General features: G+C 61.8%; 14 protein-coding genes. 5 read left to right on the top strand and 9 right to left on the bottom strand.

Annotation, left to right across the window (positions count from 1 at the left end):
• Positions 1-21 precede the first annotated feature (21 nt).
• The gene (locus M2400_RS06495; protein WP_177044792.1) at positions 22-3,492 is read right to left on the bottom strand and encodes a PAS domain-containing hybrid sensor histidine kinase/response regulator; all 3,471 of its coding nucleotides are present in this window, start codon (positions 3,490-3,492) and stop codon (positions 22-24) included.
• A gap of 120 nt (positions 3,493-3,612) precedes the next feature.
• Positions 3,613-4,359, bottom strand: coding sequence for a 3-oxoacyl-ACP reductase family protein (locus tag M2400_RS06500; RefSeq protein WP_177044785.1), 747 nt, complete (start codon positions 4,357-4,359; stop codon positions 3,613-3,615).
• A gap of 114 nt (positions 4,360-4,473) precedes the next feature.
• Here M2400_RS06500 and M2400_RS06505 point away from each other — a divergent pair, with 114 nt between their 5' ends.
• Positions 4,474-5,397, top strand: coding sequence for a LysR family transcriptional regulator (locus M2400_RS06505; RefSeq protein ID WP_177077516.1), 924 nt, complete (start codon positions 4,474-4,476; stop codon positions 5,395-5,397).
• A 135-nt stretch (positions 5,398-5,532) separates the two neighbouring features.
• Here M2400_RS06505 and M2400_RS06510 read toward each other — a convergent pair whose 3' ends face one another.
• The 3 genes from M2400_RS06510 to M2400_RS06520 all read right to left on the bottom strand — a co-directional run bounded on the left by M2400_RS06510 (position 5,533) and on the right by M2400_RS06520 (position 8,882).
• Positions 5,533-6,255: an aspartate/glutamate racemase family protein gene (locus M2400_RS06510; RefSeq protein WP_177044781.1), complete on the bottom strand. Its 723-nt coding sequence runs from the start codon at positions 6,253-6,255 to the stop codon at positions 5,533-5,535.
• A 13-nt stretch (positions 6,256-6,268) separates the two neighbouring features.
• Complete coding sequence (locus M2400_RS06515) at positions 6,269-7,795, bottom strand: NCS1 family nucleobase:cation symporter-1 (protein ID WP_259198820.1); 1,527 nt, start codon at positions 7,793-7,795, stop codon at positions 6,269-6,271.
• A gap of 352 nt (positions 7,796-8,147) precedes the next feature.
• Positions 8,148-8,882, bottom strand: coding sequence for a phosphoadenylyl-sulfate reductase (locus M2400_RS06520; protein ID WP_259198821.1), 735 nt, complete (start codon positions 8,880-8,882; stop codon positions 8,148-8,150).
• Between the two features lie 152 nt (positions 8,883-9,034).
• On the opposite strand from M2400_RS06520, the gene thrH reads away from it, so the two are divergent.
• Positions 9,035-9,652 carry a bifunctional phosphoserine phosphatase/homoserine phosphotransferase ThrH gene (gene thrH, locus M2400_RS06525; RefSeq protein ID WP_010176441.1) on the top strand — a complete coding sequence of 206 codons (618 nt, stop codon included), beginning with the start codon at positions 9,035-9,037 and terminating at the stop codon, positions 9,650-9,652.
• Between the two features lie 113 nt (positions 9,653-9,765).
• Here the strand turns inward: thrH and pabB are convergent, their stop codons facing one another.
• The 4 genes from pabB to M2400_RS06545 are packed head-to-tail and all read right to left on the bottom strand — an operon-like array spanning position 9,766 to position 14,169.
• On the bottom strand, positions 9,766-11,106 hold the full coding sequence (gene pabB / locus M2400_RS06530; protein ID WP_259198822.1) for an aminodeoxychorismate synthase component I: 1,341 nt from the start codon (positions 11,104-11,106) through the stop codon (positions 9,766-9,768).
• 5 nt (positions 11,107-11,111) lie between these two features.
• Positions 11,112-12,098, bottom strand: a complete 987-nt coding sequence (locus M2400_RS06535) for an alpha-L-glutamate ligase-like protein (RefSeq protein WP_177044772.1) — start codon at positions 12,096-12,098, stop codon at positions 11,112-11,114.
• Positions 12,098-13,630, bottom strand: a complete 1,533-nt coding sequence (locus M2400_RS06540; protein ID WP_003214971.1) for an inactive transglutaminase family protein — start codon at positions 13,628-13,630, stop codon at positions 12,098-12,100. The genes M2400_RS06535 and M2400_RS06540 overlap by 1 nt, the downstream gene beginning before the upstream one ends.
• A 5-nt stretch (positions 13,631-13,635) precedes the next feature.
• The gene (locus M2400_RS06545) at positions 13,636-14,169 is read right to left on the bottom strand and encodes an ATP-dependent zinc protease (protein ID WP_177044770.1); all 534 of its coding nucleotides are present in this window, start codon (positions 14,167-14,169) and stop codon (positions 13,636-13,638) included.
• A 251-nt stretch (positions 14,170-14,420) separates the two neighbouring features.
• On the opposite strand from M2400_RS06545, the gene M2400_RS06550 reads away from it, so the two are divergent.
• The 3 genes from M2400_RS06550 (at position 14,421) to prpC (ending at position 17,307) form a co-directional block, all read left to right on the top strand.
• Entirely contained in the window at positions 14,421-15,134 is a 714-nt protein-coding gene (locus M2400_RS06550; RefSeq protein ID WP_008432676.1) for a GntR family transcriptional regulator, read from the top strand.
• Positions 15,131-16,024 carry a methylisocitrate lyase gene (gene prpB, locus M2400_RS06555; RefSeq protein WP_177044768.1) on the top strand — a complete coding sequence of 298 codons (894 nt, stop codon included), beginning with the start codon at positions 15,131-15,133 and terminating at the stop codon, positions 16,022-16,024. Before M2400_RS06550 ends, prpB begins: the two co-directional genes overlap by 4 nt.
• Before the next feature lie 155 nt (positions 16,025-16,179).
• A complete protein-coding gene (prpC, locus tag M2400_RS06560) occupies positions 16,180-17,307 on the top strand; it encodes a 2-methylcitrate synthase (RefSeq protein WP_010176436.1) in 1,128 nt (375 codons plus the stop codon).
• The last annotated feature ends 8 nt before the right edge of the window (positions 17,308-17,315 follow it).

The following is a 17,315-nucleotide window of genomic DNA, read 5'->3' on the forward strand; positions in this document are numbered from 1 at the left end:
GCAAGCCAGCTCCTACAGTGGTCAGAGCGGCAGGTGCCGGCTCAACAACGCCCGCAACGCCGCCGGCTTCACCGGCTTGGCCAGGTAATCCAGCCCCGCCGCATGCACCTGGGCCACCATCTCCGGCCGTCCATCGGCACTGATCACCACGCCCGGAATCGGCTCTGCCAATTGCGCCCGCAGCCAGCCCATCAACTCGGTGCCGGTCTCCCCGTGGTCGAGGTGATAATCCACCAGGGCCAGTTGCGGCCGCACACCCTCCGCCAGCAGCGCGGCACATTGCGCCTGGTCGCGCGCGGTCCACACTTCACAGCCCCAGCGCGTCAGCAAACTGCGCATGCCGATCAGGATGCTTTCTTCGTTATCCACACACAGTACCTGGGCGCCACTCAACGGCTGGCCGTTTTCCGGTACCGGCTTGGCGGGGGCGCTGACCTGGCTGCGGGCCAACGGCACCCGTACGCTGAAGACGCTGCCCTTGCCCGGCCATGAGCGCACGCTCAAGCGGTGCCCAAGCACGCGGCACAAGCCGTCGGCAATCGCCAGGCCCAGGCCCAGGCCTTTTTCCGCGCGGGTCTGGTGACTGTCCAGGCGTTTGAATTCCTCGAAGATGACTTTCTGCTTGTCCTGGGGAATGCCGGGGCCTCGGTCCCACACTTCCAGGCACAATTCACCACGCCGGCGCCGCACACCCAGCAGCACCGGCCCGTCGGCATAGCGGAACGCGTTGGTCAGGAAGTTCTGCAACACCCGCCGCAGCAACTTGATGTCACTGTCGACCCGCAAACGGCTACCCCGCAGCCGGAAACGCAAACCCTGTTCCTGGGCCAGCGCCTTGAACTCGGCACCCAACGTATCAAACAGTTCGTTGAGCACGAAGGGCTGGCGCTGCGGATTGATCTTGCCGTTTTCCAGGCGCGAAATATCCAGCAGGTCGCTGATCAGGTCTTCCGCCGAACGCAGCGAGCTGTCCAGGTGCTGCACCAGTTGCCGGGCATCCGCCGACATGCCGTCGTTCTGGTGGGAGAGGGCGGCAGAAAACAACCGCGCGGCGTTCAGCGGTTGCATCAAGTCGTGGCTGACGGCCGCGAGGAAGCGGGTTTTCGACTGGCTGGCGGTCTCGGCCACACCCTTTGCATCGGTGAGTGCGACGTTCAGTTGCGACAGTTCGTGGGTACGCTCGGTCACCCGTTGCTCCAGCCCTTCGTTGGCCTCGGTCAGCGCCTGCTCGGCTTCGCGGAACGCGGTGATGTCGGTGAAGCTCATCACAAACCCGCCACCCGGCATCGGGTTGCCGATCAACTCGATCACCCGGCCATTGGGAAACAGCCGTTCGGACGTGTGTGCGCGACCCTGGCGCATCCAGTGCAGGCGGCGCGCCACGTGCACTTCCGCCTCGCCCGGGCCGCACAGCCCGCGTTCGGCGTTGTAGCGAATGATGTCGGCAATCGGCCGGCCCACACTGATCAGGCCTTCGGGGTAATTGAACAGCTCCAGGTAGCGTCGGTTCCACGCCACCAGCCGCAGGGACTGGTCCACCACGCTGATGCCCTGGGTGATGTTTTCGATGGCGCCTTGCAGCAGCGCCCGGTTGAACTGCAGCACTTCCGACGCTTCGTCGGCGATGCGTACTACGTCCTCCAACTGCATTTCCCGGCCTTCGATGGCAGCTTTCACCACCGCCCGGGTTGATGAGGCACCCAGCACACCTGCCAGCAAGCGTTCGGTGTGGGCGATCCAGTCGTTGTCGGCATTCTGGTTGGGGTTAAAGCCTTTGCCCTGGCGATAGGCAAAGCGCACGAAACTCTGATGCGCCCGTTCTTCGCCGACAAACCGCGCCGCCAGGCTGAGCAAATCGTTGATCTGCACCGAGAGCATCGAGCGGGCGCTGGCCCGCTGGCTGATTTCCTGGCCGATAAAACGCCCGGCCTGCCAATGCTCCGAGACCCGGGTGCGCGAGAGCATCGAGACCCAGACGAACAAGGTGAAGTTACCCGCCAGGGAAAATACGGTGCCTAGCGTCAGGGAAGTCACGGACAAACCCAGCGGGTGCGAATGCAGCCACGTCATGCCGGGGAAAAGGCTGAACGACCAGCCGAGACTTTTTGCAGTGACCGGCAGGACCAAGGTGTAGAACCACAGGAATGTGCCTGCCGCCAACCCGGCAAATACCCCGCGCCGGTTGGCCTGTTTCCAATACAGCGCACCCAGCATCGCCGGCGCCAGTTGCGTCACGGCAGCAAACGCAATCTGGCCAATCGTTGCCAGGCTGGCAGACGAACCCAGCAGCCGGTAACTGACATAAGCCAGCAGCAGGATGATCACAATGCTCACTCGGCGCACCGACAGCATCCAGTGCCGAAACACCTCGAACGGCCGCTCGGCGCTGGAGCGGCGCAGCAGCCAGGGCAGCAGCATGTCGTTGGAAACCATGGTCGACAGGGCGATGCTCGCGACGATCACCATACCCGTGGCCGCCGAGGCACCACCGATAAATGCCAGCACCGCGAGGGCCGGATGGGCTTCGGCCAACGGCAGGCTGATCACGTAGGAATCCGGCAATACCGAGCCCGGCAGCAGCATCTTGCCGCCGAGGGCAATCGGGATCACAAACAGCGCCGCCAGGATCAGATAGGCCGGGAACACCCACTTGGCCAGGCGCAGGTCCTGCGGGTCGATATTCTCCACCACGGTCACGTGGAACTGCCGGGGCAGGCAGATGATCGCCATCATCGCGACGCCGGTCTGCACCACCATCGAAGGCCAGTTGACGGTCTCTTTCCAGTATTCCTCCAGCCGTGGCGCAAGCATTGCCTGGCTGAACAGGTCGTCGAAACCGTCGTACAGGCCGTAGGTCACAAACGCCCCGACGGCGAGAAACGCGAACAGCTTGACCAGGGATTCAAAGGCAATCGCCAGCACCATGCCCCGGTGGTGTTCCGTGGCGTCCAGGTTGCGGGTACCAAACACAATGGTGAACAGCGCCAGTACCAGTGACACGATCAGCGCCGTGTCCTGGGAACGGGTGCCGGTGGTATCGGCGCTGGCACCGATCAGCAGGTTCACGCCGAGCACGATGCCTTTGAGCTGCAAGGCGATATACGGCAGGACGCCCACCAGGCAGATCAGCGCCACCACCACCGCAAGGGATTGGGATTTGCCGTAGCGGGCGGCGATAAAGTCGGCGATGGAGGTGATGTTTTCCTGCTTGCTGATCAGCACCATCTTCTGCAGGACCCAGGGCGCCAGCACCAACAGCAGCACCGGTCCCAGGTAGATCGGTAAAAATGCCCACAATTGTTCGGCCGCCTGGCCTACGGCACCAAAGAAGGTCCAACTGGTGCAATACACCGCCAGCGACAGGCTATACACCCAGGCACGCATCCGCGGCGGCAACGGCGCATGGCGACGGTCACCGTAAAAGGCGATGGCAAACATAATGGCCATATAGGCCAGGGCAACGGCGGCGATCAGCCCGCTGGACAGCGTCATGAGAACTCCAGACATAAGAACGCCCGGGCATTCCCGGCCCGGGCGAACAGTCTCGCATGATGCTTGGCGTTAGTCAGTGTCGACCAAGGTCGGAGCGTGGTGTGATGTCGCAGCTTTTGCTTACGCGCTGAAACCACCGTCGATGGTCAGGCTGGCGCCGGTGATATAGCCGGCTTCAGGGCCAACCAGATAGGCGACGAAACTGGCGATCTCTTCCACATGGCCATAACGGCCCACGGCCATGAAACCGATCAGGCTCTCGGCGAAATCACCGCTTGCCGGGTTCATGTCGGTGTCCACCGGGCCTGGCTGCACGTTATTGATGGTGATGCCCCGTGGCCCCAGGTCGCGTGCCAGGCCTTTGGTCAAACCCACCAGCGCCGACTTGCTCATGGCGTACGGGCCGCCACCGGCAAACGGCATGCGTTCGGCGTTGGTGCTGCCGATGTTAATGATGCGGCCACCTTCGCCCATGTGCCGCGCGGCTTCCTGGGTGGCGACAAACACGCTGCGCACGTTGATCGCCAGGGTGCGGTCGAAGTCTTCCAGTTTGAAGTCTTCCAGCGGGCCCACGGCCAGCACGCCTGCGTTGTTCACCAGGATATCCAGGCGCCCGAAGGCGTTGACAGTGGCGTTGACGGCGCTGCGGATGGCATCTGCGTCGGCGCTGTCGGCATGAATCGCCAGGGCTTTGCCGCCTTCGCTGATCACGCTGTTCTGCAATTCCTCGGCCTTGGCGGCCGAGCTGACGTAGGTAAAGGCGACCGCTGCGCCCTGGGCGGCCAGGCGCTTGACGATGGCGGCGCCGATACCGCGGGAACCGCCCTGGATCAAGGCGACTTTGCCGCTGAGGTTTTGTGTGGTCATGTCGTTCTCCAAAAGGTGTGTTTAGGTTGGAGCCGAGTATCGACCTCACCCGGCGCGCCCGGTAGACCGCGATTGCTATAGTCTGTGTAAACCAAAAGTTTAGAATGGGGTGATATGGAAAGCTTTGGCAGTATCGAATGCTTCGTGCGCAGCGCCGAAGGTGGCAGCTTTGCCGAAGCCGCCCGGCACCTGAGCCTGACTCCGGCGGCTGTAGGCAAAAGCGTGGCCAAGCTGGAGGCGCGGCTCGGTGTAAGGCTGTTCCAGCGTAGCACCCGGCGCCTGACCCTGACGGAAGCCGGCAAGCTGTTCCTGGAGGAAGTCAGTGGCAGCCTCACCACCATTCAAAACGCCGTGGCCAATCTGGCCAGCGCTGAAGGGCGGCCGGTGGGTACGCTTAAGGTGAGCATGGGCACGGTGTTCGGCAACCGTTATGTGGTGCCGTTACTGGGGGAGTTTCTAAAGCGTTTTCCTGACATCAACCCCGACTGGCATTTCGACAACCGCCAGGTGGACCTGATTGGCCAAGGCTTCGATGCCGCGATCGGCGGTGGTTTTGAACTGCCCCAAGGCGTGGTCGCGCGCAAGCTGGCACCGGCGCACCGGATTCTGCTGGCTTCGCCGGATTACCTGGCCCAACGTAAGCCGGTGGTCGTGCCCGAGGACTTGTCGCTGTGCAACGGCATCCTGATCCGTTCACCGCAAACCGGGCGCGTGCGTTCCTGGCAACTCACCCACCGCACCCGCGAACAACGCCCGCTGGTGCTCAAGCCGCGCATGACCATGAGCGACTCCGGCGCCGCCTGTTGCGCCAGCGCCCAAGGCCTTGGCGTTGCGCTGGTCAGCATGCCGATGGCGGTTCCGTATCTGGACAGTGGCCAACTGGTGCGGGTGCTGCCCGACTGGTACGTCGACGACGGCAATATCTCGCTGTACTACGCCGAACACAAACTGCTGCCCGGCAAGACCCGGGCGTTTGTGGAGTTCATCCTTGAGCAGTTTGTCGAGCGCCGGCTGGGGCAGCGGTTCAGTGCCATTTGAGTGATGGCGTTACACCGAGGCGTGGCCATCGCGGGCAAGCCCGGCTCCCACATTTGATCTGCGCCAGACACAAAAGTAGCGGCACACTCAGTCACTGTGGGAGCCGGGCTTGCCCGCGATGGCCACGGCTCGGTCTTAACGGCGCCCCGGCCAACCGATGACTTTCTTCGGCCTCGGCGTGGCATACGTGCGGATCTTCGAGGTCGACAGCCCCAGCCGCACCAAGCCTTCGGCAATCGTCACCGCCGCCGTTACACCGTCCACCACCGGCACGCCTGTTCGGTGGCGAATCTGATCATCCAGCCCGGCCATGCCGCCGCAGCCCAGGCAGATCACTTCGGCCTTGTCTTCGCTGATCGCCAGCTCAGCCTGGCGCACGATGGCTTCCATGGCCCGCAGCGGGTCTTCTTCCAGTTCCAGCACCGCCATGCCGCTGGCGCGCACCGATGCACAACGCTGATACAAACCCGCGAGTTTCAGCCGGTCTTCGATCAGCGGCACGGTGCGGTCCAGGGTGGTCACCACCGAGTAGGCATGCCCGAGGAACATCGCGGTGCTGGCGGCCGCTTCGGTGATGTCCACCACCGGCACGTTGAGCAACTCCTGCAACCCTTCGCGGCCATGCTCGCCGTACCCGGCCTGGATCACCGCGTCGAACGGCTGGTCGTAGGCCATCACCCGGTCCATCACGGCAATGGCCGCCAGGTAGCTTTCAAAGTTGCCCTCCACCGACTCGGCACCAAAAAACGGGGTCAGCCCGACGATCTCGGTGCCGGGGGACGCCACCGCCCGTGCCTGTTTGGCGATGGCCTCGGTGATGGATTCGGTGGTGTTGACGTTGACCACAAGGATGCGCATGGAATGTCCTTACTTAATGACTGACGTTATCGACTGCAATGCTTTCGCCGCTCACATCGGCGTAATACGGCTGGCGCTTGGCAAACAGCAGGTACAGCAGCCCTGCAATACCGGCGCCAATCAGCCAGGAGAAGGGCGAGACGTGGGCAAAACCGGGCAGCAGGGCGAGGAGAATGGCGATCACCGCCGCAGGAATGAAGGCCGCTACGGCGCGCAGATTGACGCCACGGCTGTAGTAATAAGCGCCCTTCGGGTCTTCGCTATACAGCTGCGGCACATCCACCTGGCTTTTGCGGATCAGCCAGTAGTCGACCATGATCACGCCGTACAACGGCCCCAGCAGCGCGCCCAGCCCCGAGAGGAAATACACGATCACCAGCGGGCTGTTGTAGAGATTCCACGGCAGGATCAGCACCGCCACGGTGGCGCTGATCAGCCCGGCGCGGCGGAAGTTCAGGTACTTGGGCGCCAGGTTGCTCAGCACAAAGGCCGGCGCGACAAAGTTGGCCATGATATTCACCGCCACGGTCACAATCAGGAACGCCAGGCAGCCCAGCACCAGGAAGAAGGTGTTCGGAATTGCCGCGATGATTTCCGTGGGGCTCTCGATCACCCGGCCGTTGAGGTGGAACTGCCCGCCACACAGCAGCACGGTGATGGCGGCGAACACCAGGATATTCACCGGCAGGCCCCAGAAGTTGCCGACCTTGATGGTCTTGCGGCATGGGGAGGAGCGGGCGAAGTCGCAGAAATTCAGGATCAGCGTGCCGTAGATCGCCAGCCACAGCGCACCGCCGGCGAAAATATTGCGCCACATCTCGCCACCCGTCAGCGGTTCGCGAATCGACCAGGCGATCTGGCCGCCGGCCTGGAAATACATCCAGCCGGCCAGCGATGCCACGGTCAGCAAAATCACCGGCCCGGCGAAGGCTTCATAGCGGCGCACCATCTCCATGCCGTAGGCGAGGATGGCCAACTGCACAAACCAGATCGCCACGAAACACGCCCAGCCGAGGGTCGACAGGCCGAGGATCGCGTTGTGGTCGTAGTCGGCAAAACCAGGGTGAACCGCCGTCAACAGCACGCGGAAAACCACCGAGGCCAGGTAGGTCTGAATCCCGAACCAGGCAATCGCGATCACCGCGCGAATCAGCGCCGGAATCTGCGCGCCATGGATGCCGAAACTGATGCGGCTGATCACCGGAAACGGCACGCCGGTCTTCTGCCCCATGTAGCCCGACAGGTTCATGAAGAAGTACACCAGCGCCGCGCCGATCCCCAGTGACAGCAGAATCTGCCAGCCGCCCAGGCCCAGCGCATACAGGCCAATGGCGAAGGAATAGTTGGCGATGTTATGCACATCGTTGGTCCACAGGGCAAAGATACTGTAGCGGCCCCAACGTCGACCCTCGGCCTTGGTGGGCGCCAGGTCCTTGTTGTGCAGACGCGGGCTGAGCACCAGCGGGCCGGGGTTCGTGGCCTCGGGGTTCAGGGAGGAGGGCAGATCCAGTGCGATGTTATTGGAGAGACTTGTACGCATTCCGGCAGGCTCCTGGACATCAGCAGGCGGGCGGCTGATGTCAAAGTGTATGTATCTTTTTTATTAATTGTATACAAAGTGTGTTTTGCCTTAAGCCACATGCGTGCCAGATTTTCGCCTGGGAAAATGTCGGAGGATTTGGTTTTTAGAGTGATTGGAAATAAACAGCTGAATTTAAAGCGATATAAATTGACCGATTGAACAGCTATTTATTTTGTAGCGCAGGGACGGGACGGGATTTAAACGGAGGTACTACGCAGGAGGGTGTAACTTTTCGGTGCATGATTTTATAAGTGCACACAAAAATGGCACCGATGGTGACATTTCTGTGTACAGGATTTTGAGGCAGGCGTTACGCCTTGCTGATGATATTCCCTGCGTGCAACCCGCATTCCTTCTGGGTTGCTTCTTCCCACCACCAACGGCCTTCGCGTTCGTGCTGGTTCGGCAGTACCGGGCGGGTGCAGGGCTCACAGCCGATGCTGATAAAGCCGCGCTCGTGCAGGCTGTTGTACGGCAGCTCCAGCATGCGGATGTAACCCCAGATCTCTTCGCTGGTCATCTGCGCCAGCGGGTTGAACTTGTACAGGGTGCGTTCAGGGGTGGAGAAGGCGCTGTCGATTTCCAGTGAGGCCACCTGGCTGCGGGTGCCGGGGCTCTGGTCGCGGCGCTGGCCGGTGGCCCAGGCGCTCACGCCGGACAGCTTGCGGCGCAGCGGTTCGATCTTGCGCACGCCGCAGCACTCGCCATGGCCGTCCTTGTAGAAGCTGAACAGGCCCTTTGCCTTGACGAAGGGTTCCAGCTTGCTCTGGTCGGGCGAGATCAGCTCGATGTCGATCTTGTAGAACTCACGCACCTGCTCGATAAACCGGTAGGTCTCCGGATGCAGGCGGCCGGTGTCGAGGCTGAACACCTTGACGTTCTTGTTCAGCTTCCAGGCCATGTCGACCAGCACCACGTCCTCGGCACCGCTGAAAGAGATCCACAGGTCGTCGCCAAACTGGCTGAATGCCAGCTTGAGAATGTCCTGGGCGGATTTGTTGGCATAAGTCGCGGCGAGTTCAGCGACGTCGAAGGCTTGGTTCATCAGGACGGTTCCTACAGGTCAATGGCGCTTAGCGCTCTATAGGAGGGCGATGGTAACAAAATCCCGCCTGCGTTGCGGCGGCCAGCGTGAATCGCTAGAGTTCGGCAGTCCTTTTGCTCGCTCAACTCAATAACTTTAAATGGGAGTGTCTTGTGGAAATTGCCTGTCTCGACCTGGAAGGGGTGCTGGTCCCGGAAATCTGGATCGCCTTCGCCGAAAAAACCGGTATTGAATCCTTGCGGGCCACCACCCGGGACATTCCCGACTACGACGTGCTGATGAAACAACGCCTGCGCATTCTGGATGAGCACGGGCTGAAGCTGTCGGATATCCAGGAAGTGATCGCCACCCTCAAGCCCCTGGACGGCGCCATCGAGTTCGTCAACTGGCTGCGCGAGCGCTTCCAAGTGGTGATCCTGTCGGACACGTTCTATGAGTTCTCCCAGCCGTTGATGCGTCAACTGGGTTTCCCGACCTTGCTGTGCCATCGCTTGATCACCGACGAGAACGACCGGGTGGTGAGCTACCAGCTGCGTCAGAAAGATCCCAAGCGTCAGTCGGTACTGGCCTTCAAGACCCTGTACTACCGGGTGATTGCCGCCGGTGACTCCTACAACGACACCACCATGCTCGGTGAAGCGGACCGTGGGATCCTGTTCCACGCGCCGGAGAACGTGATCCGCGAGTTCCCGCAGTTCCCGGCGGTGCATACGTTTGAGGATTTGAAGAAAGAGTTCATCAAGGCGTCGAATCGACAGTTGAGCCTGTAAGTTATTTGGCGTGGCTGATGGCCTCATCGCAGGCAAGCCAGCTCCCACATGTTGATTTGTGAACCCATTCAAATGTGGGAGCAGGCTTGCCTGCGATGGGGCCTGGCCAGTCGCTACAAGCCTTCCAGCGTTTCCAGCAACACCCGCACCTTGGTCATCGATTCCTGGTACTCCGCTTGCCATTCCGAGTCCGCGACGATCCCGCCGCCGCCCCAGCAGCACACCTGCCCATCCTTGACCAGCAAGCTGCGAATCGCGATGGAGCTGTCCATCTCGCCGCGCACGTCCAGGTACAGCAGTGACCCGCAGTACAACCCACGCCGCGTCGGCTCCAGCTCGTCGATGATCTGCATTGCACGGATCTTCGGAGCGCCGGTGATGGAGCCGCCGGGGAAGCTGCCGGCAATCAGGTCCAGGGCGTCTTTATCGTCGGCCAGTTCGCCAGTCACGCTGCTCACCAGGTGATGCACATTCGGATAGCTTTCCAGGCTGAACAACTCCGGCACTTTCACCGAGCCGGTACGGCAGGTGCGGCCCAGGTCGTTGCGCAGCAGGTCGACGATCATCAGGTTCTCGGCACGATCCTTGGGGCTGGCCAGCAGTTCGGCGGCGTTGGCCGCGTCTTCCTCAGGCGTCGCCCCCCGTGGCCGGGTGCCCTTGATCGGGCGGGTTTCCACCTGGCGCTGGCTGATTTTGACGAAGCGCTCCGGCGACAAACTCAGCACTGCGCCATCGTCCGGCAGGCTCTGGAACCCGGAAAACGGCGTAGGGCAGGCTTCGCGCAGGGCGCAGTAGGCCACCCACGGGTCGCCGCTGCACGGGGCGCGGAAGCGTTGGGCAAAGTTGACCTGGTAGCAGTCGCCGGCCTGGATGTAGTCCTGGATGCGGGCGAGGGCTTGCTGGTAGGTTTGGGCGGTCACGTCCGGGGCCATGGGGCCTTGCAGCTTGAACGTTGCCTGCGGGCTGATGGCGGGCTGGCTGAACAGGCTGATCAAGCGTTGCCGCTCGCTTTCCGTCTGTTTGGGGTGGAATACCAGTTGGCTGGTCTGCGCCTGGTGATCGCTGATCAAGGCCCAGGCGTACAGGCCAAAGCGCGCATCCGGCAGGTGCAGGTCGTCCACGGCCAGGTGTGGCAGTTGCTCAAGATGACGACCGAAGTCGTAGCTCAGGTAGCCAATGAGGCCGCCGGCAAACGGCAGTTCGTAGGGCGCGGGAATGTCGGCTTCACCCAGCAACGTCAGGTTTTCCCGCAAGCGTTGCAGGAAATCGCTGCCGCTTTCGTCGGGCAGCACCGCCAGGGTCGTTTCGGGCCAGGCGCTCAGCAGGTCATAACGGCCGCGCTCGGCGGCCGGTCGGCCACTGTCCAGCAGCACCGCGCCGGGCGCATGGCGGATCGCTGCAAAGTATTCGGCAGGGTTGGCCCGGTAGGGCAGCGGATGTACGGAGCAGGTCACTGGGTTTATCCCTCGACCGCCGGAATATGCCCAAACATCTCCTGCACGAACTTCACCCGTTCTTCGGGCGTTTCCGTCACGCCTGCGGCCTTCAGCGCTTCCAGTCGGGCTTCCACCGCATGGGTACGCAAGGTCAGGCCGCAGTCGTTGGCGATCTGGATATTCAGCCCCGGGCGAGCGTTCAGCTCGAGGATCAGCGGGCCTTTTTCCTGGTCCAGCACCATGTCCACGCCGATATAGCCCAGGCCACACAGTTCATAGCAACCGGCGGCGAGCTTCATGAAACCGTCCCAGTTGGGCAGTTGCACGCCGTCCACCGCGTTGGTGGTGTCGGGGTGTTTGGTGATGATGTTGTTCAGCCAGGTGCCCCGCAGGGTCAGGCCGGTAGCCAGGTCTACACCCACGCCAATCGCGCCCTGGTGCAGGTTGGCCTTGCCGCCGGACTGGCGGGTGGGCAGGCGCAGCATGGCCATCACCGGGTAGCCCATCAGCACAATGATGCGGATGTCCGGCACGCCTTCGTAGCTGATGCTCTTGAAGATCTGGTCGGGCACCACGCGGTATTCGATCAGCGCCCGGTCGCGGTGGCCGCCGAGGGAATACAGGCCGGTGAGGATGCTGGAAATCTGATGCTCGATCTCTTCGTGGCTGATGATCTTGCCGGAGACCGTGCGATAGCGCCCTTCAAACCGGTCGGCGATCACCAGGATGCCGTCACCGCCGGCGCCCTGGGCCGGCTTGATCACGAAGTCGCTGCGCCCGCCGATGATCTCGTCGAGCTTGTCGATTTCCTTCTCGGTGGAAATGACCCCGTACATCTCCGGCACGTGGATGCCGGCCGCCATGGCCCGTTCCTTGGTGATGATCTTGTCATCCACGATCGGGTACAGGCTGCGCTTGTTGTACTTGAGCACATAGTCGGCGTTACGCCGGTTGATGCCCATGATCCCCCGCGCTTCCAGGGCCTTCCAGGTCTTCCAGAAGCCGAACATTACGAGTCAGCCTTGAGGAACGCCTTGAAGCGCACCAGTTCGGTCAGGCGGTAGCCGCGATAACGACCCATGGCCAGCATGAAGCCCACCAGGATCAACAGGATCGCCGGGAAGGTGAACACGAAGTAGATCAGCTCCGGCACGCTCATGATGATGTGGGCCAGGGAGGCCGCGAACAGCGTGCCGATCGCGACTTTCATCGCATGGCCGCCACCGCGCTCTTCCCAGGTGATCGACAGGCGTTCGATGGTCATGGTCAGGATTACCATCGGGAACAGTGCCACCGACAGCCCACGTTCCAGGCCCAGCTTGTGGCTGAACAGGCTGATGGCCGCGATCAGCACCACCACGAAGGTCAGCACCACCGAGAGCCTCGGCAGCATCTGCAGCTTCAAGTGTTCCAGGTAAGACCGCAGCGACAGCCCCAGCGCCGTAATAATGGTGAACAGCACAATCCCGAAGCCCAGCTGTGTCTCGCGGAACGCCAGGGCAATCAGCACCGGGGTAAACGTGCCGAGGGTCTGCAGGCCGATCAGGTTGCGCAGGATCAGGATCACCAGCACGCCAATCGGGATCATCACCATGATCATGAAGGTCTGCTGGGTTTGCAGCGGCAGGCCGTACAGCGAGTATTCGAGGAAGTTGGCGTCGGTGTTTTCGTCCGTCAGCTTGGCCAGGCGGATCGCGTTCATTTCACTGTTGTTGAGGCTGAAGGTCACCATGGCTTTCTTGCCACCGTCGACGGTGATCAGGTTTTCATCGCCGGTCCACCACAGCAGGCGGTCGGCCGGCAGGCCTTGTTCGCCGGTGTCGGGGTTGAAGTACAGCCAGTCATTGCCGTTGAAGCTGCGCAGCCAGAGTTCCGGGGTTTGCGGCTGGTCGGCCACCAGGCGGATGGTGTGGACCTTTTCCACCGGCACGTGGGCGATGGACAGCAGCAGCTCGACGATCTTGGCCTTGTGCGGCGTCGACGGGTCGCCCGCCAGCAGCAGCTTCACGTTGTCGTCGTTGAGGTTGTTGGTGCGCTTGATGGCTTCGCTGATAAAGGTCTCGACGTCGGCCGAGTGCTGGCGGATTGGCGCCAGCAGGGCTTCGGCGGCGATTTTTTCCGGGCCTTCGACGGCAATGCTGTCGCGGAAGGTGGGGCCCTTGACCTTGACCTTTTCACCGCTGTAGCGCTTGGTCAGCACCAGGCGGTAGTAGAGGGTCTGGTTGCCCTTGGCCCGGCGGGCCGACCAGGTGACCTTGCGGTTGCCATCGAGGCGGTTGACGCTCACGCCGTAGTTATTCGAGATAAAGCTTTCGTTCAGGCTGACGAAGTCGCGGCTTAACGGCGGCACGAACATCTGGATTTTCACCGGGTCCTTGGCGCTGGCGACGAACTCGACCTTGGCGTCGATGTTCCACAGGTCGTCGGTGGCGTCCTCGGTGACGGGAATCCCCAGCACGAAAATCTGGTAGGCGGTGACCGAAATGCCCAGGACCACCAACACGGCGATCAGGATTTTCAGGTGCAGATTAAGAGAGCGCATTCAAATTACTCAGCGGTATGAGCGTCGGTGGCGCAGGCAGGTTTGCCCGCCGCGTATTTAAGACTGGGGTCGACCAGCGCATCAAAGCGTTTCAGCGCTTCGGAGCCGATCAGCAGCGGGTATTGGAAAGCGCTGCGGTCAGTCAAGTTCACTTCGATGCTGCGTAAAGCGGTGCCCATGCAGATGTCCAGGGCAATCACTGGACGGGCGGTGTAGTTCTTGTCTTCATCGGGGTCGTAGTCGCCGGCGCGGCGCTTGATCTTGCTCACGCGGGCCAGGGGACGCTCGATGGGGTGGGAATGGGCGGTGTCGATGGCGAGATAAAAGCGCACCCAGGATTCGCCGTTGCGCTTGAAACGCTTGATGTCGCGGGCGCTCAGGGAGGCGGTCTTGGCACCGGTGTCGAGTTTGGCGGCCACTTCCAGGTCAATGCCGGCCAACTTGGCGTATTCATTGAGGCCATACACGGTCTTCTCGGCTGCAACGCCAAGGCCCGGTATGAACAGTAGAAGCAAAAAGGGGAAGGGCTTGAGTCTCATAAATCCTGACGCGGGGCAGGCGACTGGCATCGCTGCGCAATCTCTGGTGCGCCTTTCATCCATGGATGGCAGGCAAAAGTGGCCGGCATTCTAACATGAAGGTTTTCTTGTGCCAGCGCTGGCAGCCGGCCATGCCCTGATAGAGTGCAAGGCAGGTTATTAGACGATTGTCGACAATGTGTATTTATTCTTTGACTATCCGGGGCTGATTGGCTAGTTTTTGCGGCATTGCTTTTAAAGGTGTCGACAATATGCTGGATCAACTGGAAACCCCAGTGATGGCCCAAGACGATTCCCAGACCATGTCCGAGAACGTCTTCCGGCGTATCCAGGCCGCCATCGTCAAGGGCGAGATCGCCCCGGGCAGCAAGATCTCCGAGCCGGAACTGGCGCGCACCTACGGCATCAGCCGTGGCCCGCTGCGCGAGGCGATCCACCGCCTGGAAGGCCAGCGCCTGCTGGTGCGCATCCCCCATGTAGGCGCGAGAGTGGTGTCATTGAGCCATGAAGAGCTGATCGAGCTCTACGAAATCCGCGAATCCCTCGAAGGCATGGCCTGCCGCCTGGCGGCCGAGCGCATGACCGACGCCGAGATTGAAGAATTGCGCCAGGTGTTGCACACCCACGAGCGCGATGCCGCCTTCCAGGCCGGTGTCGGCTACTACCAGCAGGAAGGCGACTTCGATTTTCATTACCGGATAATTCAAGGCGCCGGTAACCGCACCCTGACCCAAATGCTGTGCGGCGAGCTGTATCAATTGGTGCGCATGTACCGCATCCAGTTCTCCGCCACCCCCAATCGTCCACGCCAGGCCTTTGCCGAGCATCACCGCATTCTTGACGCGATTGCCGATCGCGACGGTGAACTGGCCGAGTTGTTGATGCGCCGGCATATCGGCGCTTCCAAACGCAACATTGCCCGTCACTTCCCGGACGGCGCTCCCCAATCACGAGGTGAGTCATGAGTTCCAATAACAACATCACTCCAGGCCAGCGTTTCCGTGACGCGGTTGCCAGCGAGCAGCCCTTGCAAGTGGTCGGCGCGATCAACGCCAACCACGCGCTGCTGGCCAAGCGTGCCGGGTTCAAGGCGATCTACCTGTCGGGTGGCGGGGTGGCTGCCGGCTCCCTCGGCGTGCCGGACCTCGGCATCACCGGCCTGGATGACGTGCTGACCGACGTGCGCCGCATCACCGACGTGTGCGACCTGCCGCTGCTGGTGGACGTGGACACCGGTTTCGGTTCCTCGGCGTTCAACGTGGCGCGCACCGTCAAGTCGATGATCAAGTTCGGCGCGGCGGCGATCCATATCGAAGACCAGGTGGGCGCCAAGCGTTGCGGCCATCGTCCGAATAAAGAGATCGTGTCCCAGCAGGAAATGGTCGACCGCATCAAGGCCGCCGTGGATGCGCGCACCGATGACAGCTTCGTGATCATGGCCCGTACCGATGCGCTCGCCGTCGAAGGCCTGGAATCCGCCCTGGAACGCGCCGCCGCCTGCATCGAGGCCGGTGCCGACATGGTGTTCCCGGAAGCCATCACGGAGCTTGAGATGTACAAGCTGTTCGCCTCCCGCGTGAAAGCGCCGATCCTGGCCAACATCACCGAGTTCGGTGCAACGCCGCTCTACACTGTCGACCAACTGAAATCTGCGGATGTTTCCATTGTCCTGTACCCGCTCTCGGCTTTCCGCGCCATGAACAAGGCCGCCGAGAACGTCTACACCGCGATTCGTCGCGACGGCACCCAGCAGAACGTGATCGACACCATGCAAACCCGCATGGAGCTTTACGATCGCATCGACTACCACACCTTCGAGCAGAAGCTCGACGCGCTGTTCGCCGCCAAAAAATAAAGGCTGTTCGCTCACTGTAGGAGCCGGCTTGCCGGCGATGGCGTCTTCAAGGATTGCGCCGATGTCGGGGGACTCATCGCCGGCAAGCCGGCTCCTACAGTAGAGGGTGTGTTGTGAACACGCCTCCCTGAATAACTACAAGATTGGAGATAACCATGGCCGAAGCAAAAGTACTGAGTGGAGCTGGCCTGCGTGGCCAGGTTGCCGGGCAGACTGCACTGTCCACCGTGGGCCAGGCCGGTGCCGGCTTGACCTATCGCGGCTACGACGTGCGCGAACTGGCTGCCGACGCGCAGTTTGAAGAAGTCGCCTATCTGCTGCTGTACGGCGAACTGCCGACCCAGGCCGAACTGGCCGCCTACACCGCCAAGCTCGGCAAGCTGCGCGACCTGCCCCAGGCGCTGAAAGAAGTGCTGGAACGCATCCCCGCCGACGCCCACCCGATGGACGTGATGCGCACCGGTTGCTCGTTCCTGGGCAATATCGAGCCGGAGAAAGACTTCTCCGTGCAGCGCGATGTGACCGACCGCCTGCTGGCCGCGTTCCCGGCGATCATGTGCTACTGGTACCGCTTCAGCCACGACGGCCAGCGTATCAACTGCGTGACCGACGAGCCATCCATCGGCGGCCACTTCCTGCACCTGCTGCATGACAAGAAGCCCAGCGACTTGCACGTCAAGGTGATGAACGTGTCGCTGATCCTCTACGCCGAGCACGAGTTCAACGCCTCGACCTTCACCGCCCGCGTGTGTGCGTCGACCCTGTCGGACCTGTATTCCTGCGTTACCGCCGCCATCGGCTCCCTGCGCGGCCCGCTGCACGGTGGCGCCAACGAAGCGGCGATGGAAATGATCGAGCGTTTCTCGTCCGCCCAGGAAGCGGTGGAAGGCACCCTCGGCATGCTGGCGCGCAAGGACAAGATCATGGGCTTTGGCCACGCGATCTACAAAGACAGCGACCCGCGTAATGAAGTGATCAAGGGCTGGTCGAAAAAACTTGCCGACGAAGTGGGCGACACGGTGTTGTTCCCAGTTTCCGAAGCCATCGACAAGACCATGTGGGAGCAGAAGAAACTGTTCCCCAACGCCGACTTCTACCATGCCTCGGCGTACCACTTCATGGGCATCCCGACCAAGCTGTTCACCCCGATTTTCGTCTGCTCACGCCTCACCGGCTGGGCGGCTCACGTGTTCGAACAGCGTGCCAACAACCGCATTATCCGTCCGAGCGCCGAGTACATCGGCGTTGAGCAGCGCAAGTTCGTGCCAATCGAACGTCGCTGAGTGGTGGG

This window comes from Pseudomonas sp. BIGb0558 (genome assembly GCF_024807515.1).
Taxonomy (GTDB): domain Bacteria; phylum Pseudomonadota; class Gammaproteobacteria; order Pseudomonadales; family Pseudomonadaceae; genus Aquipseudomonas; species Aquipseudomonas yamanorum_A.